This window comes from Promicromonospora sp. CA-289599, from assembly GCF_050936155.1.
GTDB lineage: Bacteria > Actinomycetota > Actinomycetes > Actinomycetales > Cellulomonadaceae > Promicromonospora.
In genome coordinates, this window is the sequence record NZ_JBNJNI010000001.1 from 5116875 (window position 1) to 5133924 (window position 17050).

A 17050-nucleotide genomic window follows, 5' to 3' on the forward strand; every position below is an offset into this window, starting at 1 on the left:
GGTCCCTTCACCGTGACCCGGGTGGGACCCACTCGCACGTGCGCCGGGCACACGCGCCGGGCACCCGCTCCCGGCACGCCCTGGAGGACATGGCCGTAGCCTGCACGTGTGCCCTCCGAGATCAGCCCCACCGCGCGTGCGCTCCGTGCGCTGGAGGTCCTGCAGACCCGCCCCGGCACGACGGCGAACGAGCTCGCCGACCGGCTCGGCGTCACCGAACGGGCTGCCCGGCGCTACGTCGAGATCCTGCGCGAGGCCGGCATCCCCGTCTCCTCGGCCCGCGGGCCGCACGGCGGCTACCGCCTCGGCCGCGGCACCCGGCTCCCGCCCGTCACGTTCACCCAGACCGAGGCGCTCGGCCTGGTCATGGCGGTGCTCGACGGTCACCCCGACGTCGACGGGGACGACCTCGTCGACACCGCGCTCGGCAAGGTGATCCGGGCGCTGCCCGAGGACGTCGGCAGGCAGGCCGCCGCGCTGCGCGAGCACGCGACCGCCGCACCCGACCGGTTCGCCGCCCGCCCCGACACCACGGTCACCAGCGAGCTCGTCGCCGCGATCGCCGCCCGACGGCGCGTGCTGGTCACCTACCGCGGCGAGTCCGGCAGCGAGTGGGTCGCCGAGGTCGACCCGTGGGCCGTCGTCGTGCGCTACGGGCGCTGGTACCTGCTGTGCCACTCCCACCGCGCCGGCGCCACCCGCACCTACCGCGTCGACCGGGTCCACGCGGTCGAGCACACCGACCGGGGGTTCACACCACCCGACGGCCTCGATCCCGTGGCCGCGCTCGAGGAGCACCTGGGCACCGGATGGCAGTTCACCACCCGCGTCGTGTTCGACGCCCCGCTCGCCGACGTCGCCCCCTGGGTCGGCGCGCAGATGGGCCGGCTCGAAGCGGTCGACGACGGGTGCGTCCTCGTCGGCAGCACCCGGAACCCGGCGATGTACGCGCAGGAATGGCTGGCGAGCGTGCCCTACCCCTTCCGGGTCGAGGGCGGGCCCGAGCTCCAGGAGGCGGTCAGGGCCCTCGCCCAGCGGTTCGCCGCGGCGGCGGACCCGTGACCGGCGGGTTCGGGTCGAGGCACCCGACCGGCTGTGGAAGCATGCGGCCATGAGCGCACAACGCGTCTGCATCATCTGGAACCCGGCCAAGACGACCAGGGCCGACCTCGAGTCCGGGCTGGACCGGGCGGCCGCCGCGGCCGAGACGACCTTCGAGGCCATCTGGTTCGAGACGAGCGAGGACGACCCGGGCCAGGGCGTCACGGCGCAGGCGCTCGCCGCGGGCGCCGACCTGCTCGTGGTCGCCGGCGGAGACGGGACCGTCCGGGCCGTCGCCGAACGCCTCGCGGAGGCGGACACCTCCGCCGAGCTGGCGATCGTCCCGCTCGGCACCGGGAACCTCCTGGCGCGGAACCTCGGCGTGCCGCTGAACGACATCCCCGGCGCCCTGACCCGGGCGCTCGGCGGCGAGGCACGGGCCATCGACGTGGGCTGGCTGGAGATCGAGCTCCCCGGCGGGCCCGAACGCCACGCGTTCGCGGTGCTGGCCGGGTTCGGCCTCGACGCGCACATGATCACCGAGACCGATGACGACCTCAAGGACAAGGTCGGCTGGCTGGCCTACGTGGAGTCGATGGGGCGCGCGATCGCCGCCAGCGACACCCTCGACGTCCGGATCACCGCGGACGGCCAGGAGCACGGCGAGGACAGCGTGCACACGCTGCTCGTCGGCAACTGCGGCATGCTCCAGGGCGGCTTCAACCTGCTGCCCGACGCCGACCCCTCCGACGGCGAGCTGGATCTGCTCCTCCTGAGCGCGGACGGCGCGGCCGGCTGGCTCGACACCATGCGGAACCTGGTCTGGGACAACGGGATCAAGCGCCTCGCGACGGGCGGCAAGGTGGCCGAGAGCAGCGACAGCGCCACGCACCTCCGGGTACGGAGCCTGCGCCTCGAGCTCATGGAGCCGCGGGTCTTCGAGATCGACGGCGAGGACCTGGGCGAGACCCGCCGCGTCAGCATCACCATCCAGCCGGGCGCCGTACGGGTCCGCTGACCCCGTCCGTGTTGCACCGTCCGTGTCGCACCGTCTGCGCGTTGCACGGGCCAGTGGGGCGCACATGCCCCAGGATGGTCGTGCAGGCGGGAACCGAGAGCACGGGAGGCACCACGATGGGTCGCAAGAAGCACACCGATCACGCCGAGAAGGCCGCGCACGGCGGCGGAGGGCTCAAGAAGTTCCTGACGCTCGTCGCGATCGCGCTGACGGCCGCGGCGGTCGTGAAGGAGCTGCGCAGGCCGAAGGAGGAGCGGACCTGGCACGGCAAGATCGCGTCGGTCGTCCCGTACGAGCTGCGCGTCCCGACCCTGGAGCGCGCCAAGGAACGGCTGTGGAACCCGGATGCCGAGCACGTCGTCGGGCCCCGCGTGTTCGGCGTCGGCTGGAGCGTGAACATGGGCAAGGCCGTCGCCGTGGTGCGGCAGAAGGCCGGCGTCTGAGTCGTCTGAGTCGTCTGAGTCGTCGGCTCCGCTGAGCCGTCAGCGGAGCCGTCAACGCAGCGGGGTGACCTCCGGCTCGGCGTCGGCACCGATCAGGAACGGCCGCAGCAGGCCGGGGACGGCGGCGTCCGCGAGGGCGAGACCGTCCGCCACTGCCGCGTCGCGGACGGCGTACGCGCCGGCGCCCGCGGCTGTGGTGGCGACGACGGTGACGAGCCCTGCCCGGCGCTGGAACCACGACTGTCGGACGGTCCAGCCCACGATGCCGCGCCGCTGGAGCGCCACCGTCGCACGCCGGACGGTGCCGCTGCGTGCCACCAGATAGCCGGCCGGGTACGCGCCGGTGAGGGTGTGGCCCAGCGCGCGGTAGGCGTCGTTCGCCAGCGCGACCGCCACGGGGAAGAGCACGAGAGCGCTGATCCACGCGACGTGGAGCAGCACGGGCGCGAGCAGCGCCCCGAGTACGAGCACCACCGCCTCGACCACGAGCACCGTGCCGAGCGCCCAGCGCAGCCGGCGTCCCCGGGCCGCCTCGGGATGCGGCGTGAGGGGCGCCGACGTCGGCGGGGTCGGCTCGCGGAGGACCCTCGCGGCCACCTGGTCGGCGAGCTCCTTCGGCGCGGTGGGCAGGAGGGTTCGGCTCTCCGTCTTGTCCTCGTCGTCGGTCGTGAGCCCGGTGGCGACGGCGTCCACGCGCGCGCCGCCGGCGAGACGGGCGGCGAGCGGTTCGACGACCTCCAGCCCGCGGAGCCGCGACTCCTCCAGCGTGATCGACCGGGTGGTGAGCAGGCCGCGCCGCACCTGCAGCGTGCCGTCGGCCTGGCGGTCCAAAGTGTGGTTCCACCAGGTCTCGACCCAGAGCGCCACGGTGGCCACACCGCCCACGAGGAGCAGTGCGACGGCCAGCGCGAGGGCGACGAGCAGCACCGGGGCGAGACCGAACCACGACCCGACGACGTCGAACACCCGCTGCTGCATCCCGAACCACTCGGCCACCTGGAGCGTGCCGCCGCCCGCGGCGGCCCCGAGCGCCGGGGTGAGGAAGGACAGCGGGGCGAACCGGATCCACCCGCGGTCGAACCGGGCCAGCGACCCGCCGTCGGCGTCAGGCCGCGCGGCGTGCGCCAGCAGGGTGGCGCGCAGCGCCTCGGCGGACGCGCGGCGCACCGGCCAGAGCGTGACGGTGCCCTCGGCCCCTGCCTTCTCGCCGGTGCCCACGCGCATGGTCACCGCGCCGAGCACGCGCAGCACCGGGTCCGCGGTGAGGTCGACCGAGCGGATCCGCTCCCGGCGCAGGGCGAGACGCTTGCGGAACACGACGCCGGTGTGCACGTGGAACCGTTCGGAGTCGACGCGATAGCTGGTGACCCGCCACATCCACTCGCCGGACGCGGCACCGGCGGCGGTGATGACCACGAAGGCCGGCAGCACCCAGGCCAGCGCAGTGCCGACGGTGCCGCCGACGGCCAGCCAGTAGCCCGTGACGAGAGCCGCGCCCGCGGCCGGCAGCGCGGTGTAGATGCCGCCGGCGAGGAAGGCCCGGCGGTCCAGCCGCTCCCACGCCGGGTCGTCGGTGCTCAGGTCGCGTCCTCGGGTGTGGCCTGCGTGGCGACGGTGAGCTCGGCGGCGAGGTCGGTGGCCGTCTCGGCGTCGAGCCCCTCGACCTTCACCGCGCCCTTCGCGGACGCCGTCGTCACCGTGAGCGTCGCCAGCCCGAATCGCTGCTCCAGCGGTCCGCGGACCGTGTCGACGGTCTGGATCCGGGACAGCGGCGCGACCCGCCACTCCTGGAAGAACCAGCCGGTGCGCGTGTAGACCGCCTCCTCGGTGACCTCCCAGCGGTGATGGCGGAACCACAGCCGGGGGAGGGCGACGGCGGCGAGCACCCCCAGGACGGCAAGGATCCCGGCGGGGACGAGCAGCCACAGGCGGGCGGGAGGGATCAGGAGGCCCAGCACGCCGAGGGTCACGACGGGCGCTGCCATCCAGAGCACGAGCTGCAGCGACCACCAGCCGACGGCGCGCGGTTCCACGGCATGCCGTGGCGGGCGCAGACGCAGGGGTGGATCCGGACTCTCGTCGATCGTCGGCGCGGTCACGGCCCCATGGTCCCAATCCGGGCCGACGGCGGCAACGCCATTCGGGGTGGGCCGACTGCGATGAGTCCTCCGCCTCCGGACGGTCTCTTGTGGACCGGGGCACCAGGACGAGGGGCCCTGCTCGAGGAGGAGCGAAGCATGGACACGATCGACGGCTCAGCGGTGTCAGGGCTCGACGTCCTGCGCCCGGGCGACGCCGGGTTCGACGAGGCCCGCGCGGTGTGGAACGCGATGGTCGACCACCGGCCGGCCCTGGTGGTCCGCGCCCGCCGGACCGACGACGTGGTGGCGGCGCTCGCGCTGGCGCGGCGGGAGGGCCTGGAGGTCGGTGTCCGCTGCGGGGGCCACAGCGTCGTCGGGCACGGAGTTCCCGAGGGCGGGTTGATGATCGACCTGACGCCGATGGGCGCGGTCCGGGTGGACCCGGAGCGTAGGCGGGCGTGGGTGCAGGGCGGCGCGCTGCTGGGCGCGCTCGACGCCGCGACGCAGCCGTACGGGCTCGCGACGACGGCGGGCAACGTGTCGCACACGGGCGTCGGCGGGCTCACACTGGGCGGCGGGATGGGCTGGCTGGCCAGGCAGTGCGGCCTGGCCTGCGACAACGTCGTCTCCTACGAGGTGGTCACGGCGGCCGGTGAGGTGGTCCGCGTGTCGGCCGACGAGCGGCCCGACCTGTTCTGGGCGCTGCGCGGCGGGGGCGGCAACTTCGGCGTCGTCACCGAGTTCGAGTTCCGGCTGCACGACGTCGGCACCCGCGCGCTGAGCGTCGAGCTCGACTTCCCGGTCGGGGGAGCGGCTCCGACCGTCACCCGGTGGCGCGACCTCGCCGTGCGGGCCCCGCGCGCGGCCACCTACACCGCCGGTGTGCACGACGGCGTGGTGGCGCTCGGTCTGGTGTGGGTCGGCGACCCGGCGGAGGGACTTGCGCACGCGGCGGAGCTCGAGGCAGAGCTCACTTCGGTCCCCGGTTCTCCGGGCACACCGGTGGCCCGCCGGGTCGAGGAGCTGTCCTACCTTGACCTCCAGACCCGGGAGGACAGCACGGCCGGCCACGCCGTGCGCCGCTACTGGAAGGGGCACTACGTCAGGGACCTGTCCCTCGGCGCGATCGAGGCGCTCCTCGCCACCGAACCCGGCGTCGGGGCAGGCCTCCAGGCCTACGGCGGCGCCATCGCCGACGTGCCCGACGACGACGCCGCTTTCAGCCAGCGGGACACTCGCTTCGAGTACGTGGCGGCCACCGGCTGGACCGACCCGGCCGAGGACGCCGACAGGATCGCGGCGGCCCGGGCCAGTGCGGCCCGTCTGGAACCCTTCGCCAGCGGCGTCTACGTCAACGTGCTCGGTGACGACGGCGCGGCCGGCGTCCAGCGGGCCTACCCGCCCGCGAAGCTCACGCGCCTCGCCGCGGTCAAGGCCGTCTACGACCCGGGCAACGTCTTCCACCTCAACCAGAACATCGCGCCCGTGGCGGGACCGGCGCTCGCGGCGGAACCTGCGGAGTGACCGTCATTCCTCGCCGAACGAGCCCGCGAACTCCTCGATCGCGCCGACGACCTCGTCGAGGATCGCGAGGTTCTCGGCCCGGGTGCCCGGCACCTCGAGGTTGTGGTCGGCGTCCTCCACCTCCAGGACGTCGGCCTCCGAGCCGTCCGCGAGCTCCCCGTCCCACAGGGGGTCCGCGGTACCGCCGATCAGGAGGTGGTCCTCGTCCAGCTCGGCGGCCGTCTCCCGGACGTCGGGCGCCTGCTCGCTGGTGAGCACCGGGGTGAGCCAGACGCCCGGCAGGCCGAGGTGGACCGCCATCGGCATGGCGAGCGTGCCGAGGGACTTGGCCACGACCAGGTGCAGCGCGTCCTGGCCGGGTCCGCGGCGGCCGTCGAGGACCTCCGCGTACGCCTCGCGCGCCGTGCCGAAGGACGGCCTGGCCACCCACTCCAGGGTGCGGACCGTCCAGCCCAGGTCGCGCAGCGCACTGCGCGTGTACCAGAGCAGGGGGCCCATGGCGGTGTAGCCGCTCCCGGGCAGGACCGTGACGACGCGCGCCGGGTCGGCTTCGGTGACGTGCAGGTCGTAGGCGGTCACCCGTTCATCATGGCAGGTTCATCTCAGCAGGTTCGTCTCGGCAGGGCCGTAACCGTTGTGGCGCCCCGCACCCCGACCGTCGCCCAGGTCGGCGGCGAAGGAGGCGACCCAGGCGAGCGACGAGTTCCAGTTGATCGTGATCTCGTTGACCGCCCACGCGCGGATGTCGTCGACGTAGCACCACTGGGGCAGGCAGCCCTCGAGCCACGCCCCCGAGACCGGGTCCTGGATGCTCGAGTTCGGCCCGCCGGCGACCGTCCCGCGGGGCGGGGCGGGCAGCGCCGGGTCGAGGCTGTGGGCGTACCAGCGGCTGTGCTGGTTCTGCGCGTAGACCGTGCCGTATCCCGTGACGTAGGACGTCCCGAGCACGTTGCGGCCCAGCAGGTAGTCGAGCCCTTCGAGCACGGACCGTGCGTACTTCGCGCGACCCGTGATGTCGAACGCGGTGGCGATCACCACCTGGTTGTTGAGCATCGAGCTGTTCGATCCCCAGGCGTAGCGGCCGTCGGACGGTGTGTAGGTCTGGCCGAAGGCCTCGCGCTCCTGGAGCGCGACGAGGTGGTCTGCGCCGGCCACCACCGAACGTCGCACCCGGCCGCGGTCGGGCAGGCGCGACGGCACGGTGGCGAGGTCCAGGCGGGCCAGGGCCGCGACCGAGCCCCAGTAGAAGCCCTCCGAGAACACGTCCGCCCGGTGCAGGGGGCTGGCGGTCACGTCACGCCGGTACCGCGCGGCGCCGGTCGTGAGATAGAGCTCCGCGGCGGCCCAGTAGAACTCGTCGGAGACGTCGGAGTCGGCGTACGGGCCACCCCCGGACTCGCCGTCCGCGCGCGGCGCGAACAGCGCCGGGTGCGCCTGCGCGGCCTCGTACGCCGTGGTGGATGCCCGGAGCAGCTCGGCGGAGAACGCCGGGTCGATGTCGCTCCACAGCCGCGCTCCGGTCGCCGCGACGGCGGCGAGGTTGAGCGTCGCTGCCGTCGACGGCCGGTGCAGGGCACGGGCCTTGGGGTCGGCCGCGGGGAGCATGGGCAGGCCGGTCCACTCGACGTCGTGCACCTTGTGGTGCGCCATGCCCGCCAGCGGCTCGCCGTCGGGCACCTGCATCTTGAGCATGAACTCGAGGTTCCAGCGTGCCTCGTCGAGGATGTCGGGCACGCCGTTGCCCCGTTCGGGGACACTCAGGGTCGAGTCGGCGAGCGCTCCCCGGTCGACGGTGTCGGCGTGCAGCGTGCGCTCGTAGGCGGTCAGCAGCTGGTGGGTGGCGATACCGCCGTTGACGACGTACTTGCCGTGGTCGCCCGCGTCGTACCACCCTCCTGTGACGTCGAGGGTGTAGTCGCAGGTCCAGCCGTCCATCCAGGCCCGTGGTTCCTGGCACGGCACGGAGACGTCGCCCTGGTTGGGGAACGCCCCCACGTGGCCCGCCTCCCGCGCGTACCCGGCCCCGGCGACCGCACCGTCGATGGCCGTGCCGGAGCGGTTCGTGTAGAAGAAGGCCATCGAGTCCGCCCGCAGGTCCTGGTAGACGTCGGCGTCGATGTCGAACGGGTGGCTCGACGCGTCGCCCACCACGAGCCGCACGTCCCGCGCGGACCTGGTGTACCGGGAGAAGTCGATGGTCTGCACCCGCTCGCCGGACGAGGGGTCGGTACCGCGGGGTCTGGTGACGCCGTGGGCGAGCCGCTCTCCGGTCGCCGACTCCAGGCTCCACCGCTGCGGCCGCGTCGCCGCGGTGACCACGGTCGCCGCCTTCGGGCCGCGTGGCAGGTAGCCCGCCTGGTTGACCTTGACGGCCGGTCCGGTCTCCGGCACGTACTCGAACGCCGGACCGGTGAGGCTCACGTCGTCGAGGCATACGCCGTACGCGCCCCCGCCCCCGAGCTGGAAGTGCAGGGTGTTGTTGACCGGGAGCTCCTGGTCGGGCGTGACGAACGTGTAGGTCGTCGTCGCGGCCACTGTCCCGACCGTCGTGCTCCTGGTCAGGTAGGTGCCACCCGCGGAGCCGTCGGCGGGCTGCACCACCGGCCGGATCGTGACGTTCCGGTCCGCCCGCGCGGTGAAGCTGAGCGTGTACTCGGTCGCCGGCCGGAACGCCAGGTCGTTCTGCCCGACGATCGCCCCCCACGGGTTGGCGACGGCGGGCACGTCGACGCACAGCTCGCCGGTCGAGACGTCGGGTGTCATCCCGGCGTTCGTCCACCACGGCTTGTGCCCCGTGTCGAACGTACCGTTGATCAGCAGCTCTTCCTCCTCGCCGACGGCGGCCCCCGCGGCGGGCAGGGATCCGGTCGCCAGTGCCAGCGCGACGAGCGGCGCGACGATGCGCCATGGTGTTCGGACCACGTTGTCCTCTTTCGTTCTTCGGGTGGAGTCCGACGGCCCGGTCGGCCGTCGGCGGGTGCGACTCAGGCCATGATGGCGAGGGTCTCGGGGTGTACGGGGCTACGGAAGCTTCCGGTGCGTACCCAGGACTCGACCTCGTCGGCCGCCGTGTGACCGAGCCTCCGCAGCTCACCGCCCACGGACCCGGCCACGTGCGGCGTCAGGACCACTCCTGGGTGCTCGTACAGGGGAGAGTCCGGGGCGAGGATCTCGGGCTCGGTGACGTCGAGGACGGCGCGGACCCGGCCGGCCACGACCGCGTCGGTGAGCGCCGCCGTGTCGACGAGGCCGCCCCGGGCCGTGTTCACCAGCGTGGCGTTCGGCCGCATGAGCGCGAGGCGGCGGGCGTCGACCAGGTGCCGGGTCTCCGGCAGGTCGGGGGCGTGCAGGGTCACGACGTCGCTCGCCAGGAAGATCTCGTCCAGGTCGACCCGGCGCGCGCCGAGCCCGCGCGCGGTCGTGTCGTCGACGTACGGGTCGTGGAGCAGCAGCTCGAGGTCGAAGGCGGCCAGGTGGTTCAGCACCCGCCGGCCGATCCGGGACGCTCCGACGACACCCACCGTCCGCTGGTAGTTGCCCGCCTCGGGGAACCGCCCGTTCCAGTCCGCGCCTGCCCGCTCGTCGCGGTACGCGGCCCGCATCGTGTCGAGCTGCTTGTTCGCCAGCAGGATCTGCGCGACGGTGTACTCGGCGACCGGGACGGCGTTGGCGTCGGCTGCCGAGCTGACGGCGACCCCCGAGGCCCAGAACTCATCGGAGAGATGGTTCTTCACCGTCCCGGCGGCGTGGACGACGGCCTGGAGCCGGCCGCTCGCCAGGACCGCGGGGCCGATCACGGGGCAGCCCCATCCGGTGATCAGGAGGTCGGTCGTATGCAGCTGCCGGCGCGCCGCGGGCGGCGCGAGGTCATCGATGACCTCGGTGCGAAGATCGCCGAGCGCCGCCAGCCTCCGCATCGTCTCGTCGTCGAAGAGACGAGGTCTGAGTGCGCGCTGCATGGCGAAGGAGATCGTCAACGGCTCTGGTCGCGACATGGCATCCTCATGGTCCGGGGCTGGTCGGACGATCATCCCGGCACGGCGGGGCAGGGCGCCGTCTCACCCCGGTAAAGCGGTCAAGAGCGATCACCGGCGTCGTGCGGCGCCGTCCGTGTGGTGCCGGGCGGTGGGGTGCCGGGCGGTGCGGTCGAGCGCCGCCGGACGAGGCGGGGGACGAGGCGGACACGCTGGGTCGCGGCGCGGTCCCCGGCCGTCACCCGGCGCGCGGCGACCGACACCGCGAGGCGCCCGACGTCGTACTTGGGCGGGGCGACCGCGGTGAGCGGTACGGACCCGAGGGCTGCCAGGACGTCGTCGTAGGCGACGATCGAGAGGTCCTGGGGTATCCGCAGTCCTCGCTCGAGGGCCAGGCCGAGGAGCGCGACGGCGTCGTCGTCGGAATGGACGATCACCGCGGTCGTCCCAGTGGCCGCGCAGCTGTCCAGGAGCGACTCGAGTGCGGCGTTGCGCTGCGACAGGTCCTGGTCCTCCCAGACGAAGGTCACCGGGGGGAACGGGGCGTGCATCCCGCTCCGCGCGGCGAGCGCGGTCTCGAACCCGGCGATCAGCCGGACCGAGGTCGGTGTCGAGGACAGCACCGCCAGCGCCACTCGTTCGTGGCCCTCCTGCGCGAGGTGGTCCAGCGCGACCTCCACTCCCGCCTCGTGCTCGGAACGGACGTAGTCGACACCGCGCGCGGCACACTGCCGTTCGACCAGCACGACGGGTCTGTCCAAGGTGGCGAACCAGGACGGGAGCCGTTGGTCGGTCGGCCGTGCCGTGGCGATCAGGAGGGCGTCGACGCGCGCACGCCGCAGCCGGTCGACGATTCGGCTCTCCTCGGCCTCGTCGTAGTACGACGTCGCCAGGATGAGCCGGACGCCCGCCTCCCGCGCACCCTGCCGAGCGCCCGCGAGGATCTCCTGGAAGTAGCCGTGGCCGGACGGTATGACGACCCCGATCACACCGTGCCGGGTGCCGTCGTCCGCCTCCGTGGGAACGAGCACCCCGCCGCCGTGGACACGCTGCAACCTGCCCTGACGAGCCAGCGCCACGACGTCGCGCCGTGCGGTGACCAGGGAGACCCCGAACCGGTCGGCGATCTCCTGCACGCGGACCGAGCCGTGCAGGCCGAGGTCCGTCAGGATCGCCGCCCTGCGTCGTGCGGCCATCTCCCGCTCACGTGCGGTCATCGGGACCCCTGTCGTCACTCCGGCGGTGCCGGCCATGCCGCCGGCTCGCCACCAGATCTGCCGCCTGCGCTGCCGGTGCCGGCCACGGTGCCGGTACCGGCCACTGTGCCGGGTGCCGGACGCGGGTGCGGACCGGGGACGAGCAGACCGATCATAATCGATCACCGCCGTTGGACGCCTTCCGCCCGCGCCGTGAGGATCGGTGCATGACACCGACGCCCCGGCCCGCCGACGGAACCACCCGTACGCCCCACTCCTGGCCGGCGGCCTGGGGTCCCGCACCGGCCGCCGACCTTGCCACCAGCCCGTCTAGCGGACTCACCCGCGAGCACTGGATCGCGGCGGCCGACGGGCTGCTGCGCTCGGCGTCCCGCTCCGCGACCGCGAGCGGTGCCGGGATCGTCCTGGAGGGTCCCCAGTCGTGGAACGGGGCGGACTCGGACGCGCTGGAGGGGTACGCGCGCACGTTCCTGCTGTTCGCGTGGCGCCTGTCGGGAACGGGCGAGGTCGCCCCCGAGCTCCTGGACCAGTACACGTCCGGGCTCGTCGCGGGTACGGACGCCGCCCATCCCGAGGCCTGGCCCAGGGTCTCGCCCGACTGCATCCAGGCACTGGTCGAGGCCGCCTCTGTGGCGCTCGCGCTGCACCAGACCCGGCCCTGGATCTGGGCGCGGCTCTCGGCCGAGCACCGCACCGCCGTGATCGAGTGGCTGCTCGGGGCGTTCACGGTGGACGTGCCGGACAACAACTGGCACTGGTTCCGGGTGGTCGTCGCCACGTTCGTGGCGACGACGGGCCATCCGCTGAGCGACGTCCAGCTCGATGTCGTCGACGCCGACCTGTCCCGGATCGAGGACTTCTACGTCGGCGACGGCTGGTACCGCGACGGGGCGGGGGAGGGCGACCGGTTCGACCACTACGGCGGGTGGGCCATGCACTTCTACCCCGTCCTGTGGCACCGCATGTGCCGGTCGCTCGACCCGGCCTCGCGCCTCGCCAGGCGGTCGGCGGACGCACGGGCCGCCCACCGCTCGCGGCTCGCGGAGTTCCTTGAGTCCTACTACGACCTCGTGGGTGCGGACGGCGCTCCGCTCTTCCTCGGCAGGTCGCTCACCTACCGCTGGGCCGCCGCCGCCGCACCGCTCGCGGCGGTGCTCGACCAGGGCTCGCAGTGGCCGCCCGGGCAGACCAGGCACCTGGCGAGCGCGATGCTGCGCCACTTCCTGGACCACGGTGCCATCGGGGAGGACGGTGTGCCGTACCTCGGCTGGTTCGGTCCGTACCCGCCGATGATCCAGGGGTACTCGGCCCCCGCGTCCCCGTTCTGGTTGTCGAAGGCGTTCGTCTGTCTCCTGGTCGATGCCGAGGACCCGTTCTGGACGGCTGCCGAGGAGCCGCTGCCCGCGGCCGTCGCGAGCCGCACCCGCACGATGCCCGCGCCGGGGTTCGTCGTGTCCTCGACCGTCGAGGACGGGATCGTGCGCGTCGCGAACCACGGCACCGACAACCACCGCGCCGGTGTGGCGGACGACCCGCTCTACTCGCGGCTCGCCTACTCGACCGTGACGGCGCCGATCCTGGGCGAGGCGGCGCCGCTCGTGCCGGACAACCACGTCGGCCTGCTCCAGGAGAGCCGGATCTCGCGCCGCGGACGGATCCACCGGACGACGACCGGCGACGGCTGGGCGGGGTCCTGGCACGTGCCTACCTGGGTCGACGGCGACACCGTGGTCGAGGCCACCGGGACGCGCATCGAGACGGTCAGCGTGCTGGAGGGGCCCTGGGAGCTCCGTGTCCACCGGGTCGAGGCGGGGGAGGGCCTCGCCGTCGTCGACAGCGGCTGGGCGGTGGCCGGCGACACGCCGCCACGAGTCGAGCGGGTGGGGCGCCTGCTGCGGCTGACCGGCCGCGGAGGCCTGGTCAGCGTGCTGCTGCCCGTCCTCGGCGAGACCGGCGAGCCGGTCGCCGAGGACGTGGCGGGCGGGAACGCGCTGGGCGCGTTCGCACGGGTGCCCACCGTGACGACCTCGCGGCAGGCCGGCGCGGTGAGCATCCATGCGGTCCTCGTCGGCCTGTCCGGCCCGGCGTCCGGTCTGACGCTCGACCGCGACCCGGAGGTGGTCGTGGAGGCCGGGACCGGCGGGGCGTACGTCGTGCGGGTCACCATGCCGTCCGGAGCAGAGCGGCTGGTCACGTTCAGCCCTTGACCGCTCCCTGCATGATGCCTGCCACGAGCTGGCGGCCCGCGACGGCGAAGACGAGCAGGAGCGGCAGCGTGACGAGGAAGACTCCGGCCATGATCAACGAGTAGTCGTCGCGGTAGCCGGCCGTGAGGTTCTGCACCGCGATGGGCAGCGTCGGGTTCTGTGACCCGAGGACTATCGACGGCCAGAAGAACATCGTCCACTGCATCACGAAGACGAACAGGCCGAGCATGGAGGCGGCGGGCAGGGCCGCGGGCACGGCGATGCTCCAGAAGGTCCGGATCATCGAAGCGCCGTCGACCCGGGCGGCCTCGATCAGCTCGTAGGGCAACGCCGACTCCAGGTACTGCGTCATCCAGAAGACGCCGAAGGCACTGACCAGGGCGGGCACGATGACCGCATGGATCTTGCCGATCCACGACAGCTCCGACATGAGGATGTACATCGGGATGACGCCCAGCTGTGTCGGGACGGCCATGGTCGCGATGACGAACACCAGCAGCGCGTCGCGTCCCGGGAAGCGCAGCTTCGCGAACGAGAACCCGGCAAGGGTCGACGTCAGCACGGTCGCGAGGGACACCACCACGGCGATGACCAGGGAGTTGGTGAGTGCCAGCCAGAAGTTGATCTGGCTGGACGCCATGACGTCGGCGAAGCCCTCGAAGATGCTCGCGTCCGGCCACAGCTGCGGGATCGCCCGCTGCGAGATCGACACCTGGTCCGAGGAGCCCAGCAGCAGCGTGTAGTACAGCGGGAACGCCGAGACCACGAGCACGATCGCCAGGACCGTGTACGTGATCCGGCCCGGCCGGCGCAGTGTCGAGCCCGCGCTGTGCTGTCTCGTGGGCCGCTGAGTACGTGCCCGCCTGCGGGCGGCCGCCCTCGCGGCCCCCTTGCCGGCCCCCTGGGCGGTGGTCGCGACCGAGCTCATGAGTCCCTCCGGTCCGTCGTCGAGGTGGTGTTCGTGGTGGCAGCCGTGGCGGAGCGGGCGTCGGCGAGCATCCGGCGGGTCACCGAACGCCTGACCCTCGGTGCCCTCCTGCCCGAGGACGCGATCCGCTGGCTGAGCAGGAAGTTGACGAGGCCGATGGCGAGGACGAGCACGAACAGCATCCACGCGACCGCCGCCGCCCGTCCGAAGTCGCGCTGGTTTCCCCAGGCCACGTCGTACATGTACAGGACCGTCGTCATCCACTGGCGGTCGGCACCGCCCAGACCTGCGGCGTCGAACAGTCGCGGCTCGTCGAAGATCTGCAGGCACCCGAGGGTCGCGGTGATGACCACGAAGATGATCGTCGAGCGGATCTGCGGCACGGTCACGGAGAAGAACTGGCGCAGCGGCCCGGCGCCGTCGATCGTCGCCGCCTCGTACAGATCACGGGGCACTACCTGCATCGCCGCGAGGAAGATCAGGGCGTTGTAGCCGGTCCAGCGGTAGTTCACCATCGTCGCGATGGCGACGTGGCTGGCCAGCCGGTCCTGGTGCCAGCCGATCGGGTCCAGGCCGACGGTACCCAGGAGCTCGTTGATGAGCCCGAACTGGTCCGCGAACAGGCGCCCGAAGATCAGGGACACGGCGATCGGCGCCACCACGTACGGCACCAGTACGCCCATCCGCCAGAACGTCGCGTTCCGGAGGTTCTGGTCCAGCAGCGCCGCGAGCGTGATCGCGATGATCACCTGCGGCACCGCCGACAGCACGAAGATCGACAACGTGTTGCCGAGCGACTTCCAGAAGATCGCCTGCCCCAGCACGTCCGCGTAGTTCTGCCAGCCGACGAACTCTCCCTGCCCGCCCAGCAGGTTCCAGTCGTACACCGACACCACCGCCGTGTAGGCGAGCGGGAAGAGGCCGGTCAGCCCGAACAGGACGAAGAACGGCGAGATGTAGAGATAGGGGGAGACCTTGACGTCCCACCGGCTCAGTCTCTGCGAGAGACCGAGCCTGCGTGGCGGGCGAGGCTCAGGTGGCGCGAAGCCTGTCGCGGGCTTCACGAGCTCGAGTGCGGCCATGTCGTCCTACTCCAGACCGAGCGTCTCGTACGCCTCGACCGACTTCGCCCAGGACGTCTCCGGGTCCTCGCTCGACGTCTCGACCCGCTCCAGACCCAGCTGCACCGTCTGGTGGATCGCGAAGTAGTTGGGGCCCTTGAACGGGTTGCCCTCGATCGCCTCGGCGCGGTTCGAGAAGATCTTGCCCACCGGGGCGTCGTTCATGAACTCGTTCACGTGCGACTGGACCTGCTCCGACTGCTGCGCCTCGACCTGTGACGGGAAGTTGCCGGCCTCCTCGAACGCCGCGGTCTGCTGCTCGGGAGCGGTGAGCCACGCCGCGAGCTCCTTGGCCTCCTCGACGTGCGCGCCCGACGCCGGGACGGTCAGGAACGACCCGCCCCAGTTGCCGCCCCCGCCAGGGAACACGTCCGCGATGTTCCAGCCGTCGACGCCGCCCGAGTTCGACTCGATCGAGCCGGTCATCCACGCCGGGCACAGCATCGTCGCGAAGGCATCCTTCTGGAACCCGGTGGCCCAGTCCTCGCCCCACTGCGCGAGGCCGGCCGACAGCCCGGCGCGGTCCTGCTCCACTATCGTGTCGAACAGCTCCCTGATCTCGGAGTTGCCGGCCAGCGGCTTGGGCGTGCCGTCCGCGTTCTCGTAGGCGTGCTCGACCTGGTTGACCAGCCCCTGATAGGTGGCCACGCCGGAGTCATACCAGGCGGCGTCCGAGCTCTTGACGAACTCGGCGCCGGCCGCGAAGTACTCGTCCCAGGTGGCGTCCTCGCCACCGAGGAGCTCGGCGACCTCGTCCGGTTCGGACGGAAGACCGGCCTCCTCAAGCAGGTCCTGGCGGTAGCAGATCGCCTCGGGGCCGATGTCGGTCCCGTAGCCGATGAGCTTGCCGTCCGGCGTCGTGCCCTGCTCCACCTTCCAGTCCAGCCAGCGGCCGTCGAGCTCCGGGTCGGCCAGGTCCGTGAACAGCTCGGGGTACTGAGCGAGCTCGCTGATCCAGTCGACCTCGATCGCCTCGACGTCCGCCAGGCCCGCGCCTCCGGCGGCCAGCTTGGTGGTCAGGTTGGTCCGCGCGTCCTCGGCGCTCGCCGCGTCGATGAGCTCCACGGTGACGTCCGGGTGCTCCTCGGAGTACTTCGCGAGGAGGTCCGCGGTGTACCCGAAGTTGTTGAAGGTCGCGACGCTGAGCGTGATGGGACCGTCGTCCCCGGCTCCGTCGCCGGCGGTCGCGCCACAGGCGGCGAGGGCAAGGGCGGTGAGCGCGGCGCCGGCCGTCGTGACGGTGGCGCGGCGGGCAGACTGAATGCTTCGCACGGTGACTCCTTTGTCTGTTCTGAGAGGCCGGATTCCACGGCAACCGGTCGGCGGGCGTGCCTCGACGAGTCCGCGTGACGGACGCCCGTACCTGTCGCTGATGCTCGTTCGCGCCGTCGCGGAGCGTCAACGAGCGGCGGCCGGTCAGGCGGCCCACAGGGCCGAGAAACGGCTGGTTCCCGCCGTTTCTGCGGCCCCAGGAGGTGGAGTGCGAGGTGATCGAT

At 72.5% G+C, this 17050-nt stretch carries 14 protein-coding genes; 5 read left to right on the plus strand and 9 right to left on the minus strand.

What is annotated here, in order from left to right:
• Positions 1-108: 108 nt before the first annotated feature.
• The 3 genes from ACQEVI_RS22785 (at position 109) to ACQEVI_RS22795 (ending at position 2502) form a co-directional block, all read left to right on the plus strand.
• A complete protein-coding gene (locus tag ACQEVI_RS22785; protein WP_432903232.1) occupies positions 109-1062 on the plus strand; it encodes a helix-turn-helix transcriptional regulator in 954 nt (317 codons plus the stop codon).
• 49 nt (positions 1063-1111) lie between these two features.
• Complete coding sequence (locus ACQEVI_RS22790; RefSeq protein ID WP_432903235.1) at positions 1112-2059, plus strand: diacylglycerol/lipid kinase family protein; 948 nt, start codon at positions 1112-1114, stop codon at positions 2057-2059.
• 116 nt (positions 2060-2175) lie between these two features.
• Positions 2176-2502, plus strand: coding sequence for a DUF5808 domain-containing protein (locus tag ACQEVI_RS22795; RefSeq protein ID WP_432903238.1), 327 nt, complete (start codon positions 2176-2178; stop codon positions 2500-2502).
• 51 nt (positions 2503-2553) lie between these two features.
• Here the strand turns inward: ACQEVI_RS22795 and ACQEVI_RS22800 are convergent, their stop codons facing one another.
• The gene (locus ACQEVI_RS22800) at positions 2554-3933 is read right to left on the minus strand and encodes a PH domain-containing protein (protein WP_432903240.1); all 1380 of its coding nucleotides are present in this window, start codon (positions 3931-3933) and stop codon (positions 2554-2556) included.
• A 146-nt stretch (positions 3934-4079) separates the two neighbouring features.
• Positions 4080-4601 (minus strand): PH domain-containing protein, encoded by a 522-nt coding sequence (locus ACQEVI_RS22805; protein WP_432903243.1) that lies wholly within the window; start codon positions 4599-4601, stop codon positions 4080-4082.
• 138 nt (positions 4602-4739) lie between these two features.
• On the opposite strand from ACQEVI_RS22805, the gene ACQEVI_RS22810 reads away from it, so the two are divergent.
• Entirely contained in the window at positions 4740-6107 is a 1368-nt protein-coding gene (locus ACQEVI_RS22810; RefSeq protein ID WP_432903247.1) for an FAD-binding oxidoreductase, read from the plus strand.
• Between the two features lie 3 nt (positions 6108-6110).
• Here ACQEVI_RS22810 and ACQEVI_RS22815 read toward each other — a convergent pair whose 3' ends face one another.
• The 4 genes from ACQEVI_RS22815 to ACQEVI_RS22830 all read right to left on the minus strand — a co-directional run bounded on the left by ACQEVI_RS22815 (position 6111) and on the right by ACQEVI_RS22830 (position 11298).
• On the minus strand, positions 6111-6686 hold the full coding sequence (locus ACQEVI_RS22815) for a hypothetical protein (protein WP_432903249.1): 576 nt from the start codon (positions 6684-6686) through the stop codon (positions 6111-6113).
• 18 nt (positions 6687-6704) lie between these two features.
• Positions 6705-9029, minus strand: coding sequence for a glycoside hydrolase family 9 protein (locus ACQEVI_RS22820; protein ID WP_432903252.1), 2325 nt, complete (start codon positions 9027-9029; stop codon positions 6705-6707).
• A 62-nt stretch (positions 9030-9091) separates the two neighbouring features.
• Positions 9092-10102, minus strand: coding sequence for a hydroxyacid dehydrogenase (locus tag ACQEVI_RS22825; protein WP_432903255.1), 1011 nt, complete (start codon positions 10100-10102; stop codon positions 9092-9094).
• Between the two features lie 80 nt (positions 10103-10182).
• On the minus strand, positions 10183-11298 hold the full coding sequence (locus ACQEVI_RS22830) for a substrate-binding domain-containing protein (protein ID WP_432903258.1): 1116 nt from the start codon (positions 11296-11298) through the stop codon (positions 10183-10185).
• A gap of 206 nt (positions 11299-11504) precedes the next feature.
• Between ACQEVI_RS22830 and ACQEVI_RS22835 the strand changes: the two genes are divergently transcribed.
• Positions 11505-13505: a DUF2264 domain-containing protein gene (locus ACQEVI_RS22835; RefSeq protein WP_432903261.1), complete on the plus strand. Its 2001-nt coding sequence runs from the start codon at positions 11505-11507 to the stop codon at positions 13503-13505.
• Here ACQEVI_RS22835 and ACQEVI_RS22840 read toward each other — a convergent pair.
• The 3 genes from ACQEVI_RS22840 to ACQEVI_RS22850 are packed head-to-tail and all read right to left on the minus strand — an operon-like array spanning position 13495 to position 16826.
• Positions 13495-14433, minus strand: a complete 939-nt coding sequence (locus ACQEVI_RS22840) for a carbohydrate ABC transporter permease (RefSeq protein WP_432903264.1) — start codon at positions 14431-14433, stop codon at positions 13495-13497. The genes ACQEVI_RS22835 and ACQEVI_RS22840 overlap by 11 nt on opposite strands.
• Positions 14430-15515, minus strand: coding sequence for a carbohydrate ABC transporter permease (locus ACQEVI_RS22845; protein ID WP_432903267.1), 1086 nt, complete (start codon positions 15513-15515; stop codon positions 14430-14432). Before ACQEVI_RS22845 ends, ACQEVI_RS22840 begins: the two co-directional genes overlap by 4 nt.
• A gap of 6 nt (positions 15516-15521) precedes the next feature.
• Positions 15522-16826: an ABC transporter substrate-binding protein gene (locus ACQEVI_RS22850; RefSeq protein ID WP_432903270.1), complete on the minus strand. Its 1305-nt coding sequence runs from the start codon at positions 16824-16826 to the stop codon at positions 15522-15524.
• Positions 16827-17050: the final 224 nt, after the last annotated feature.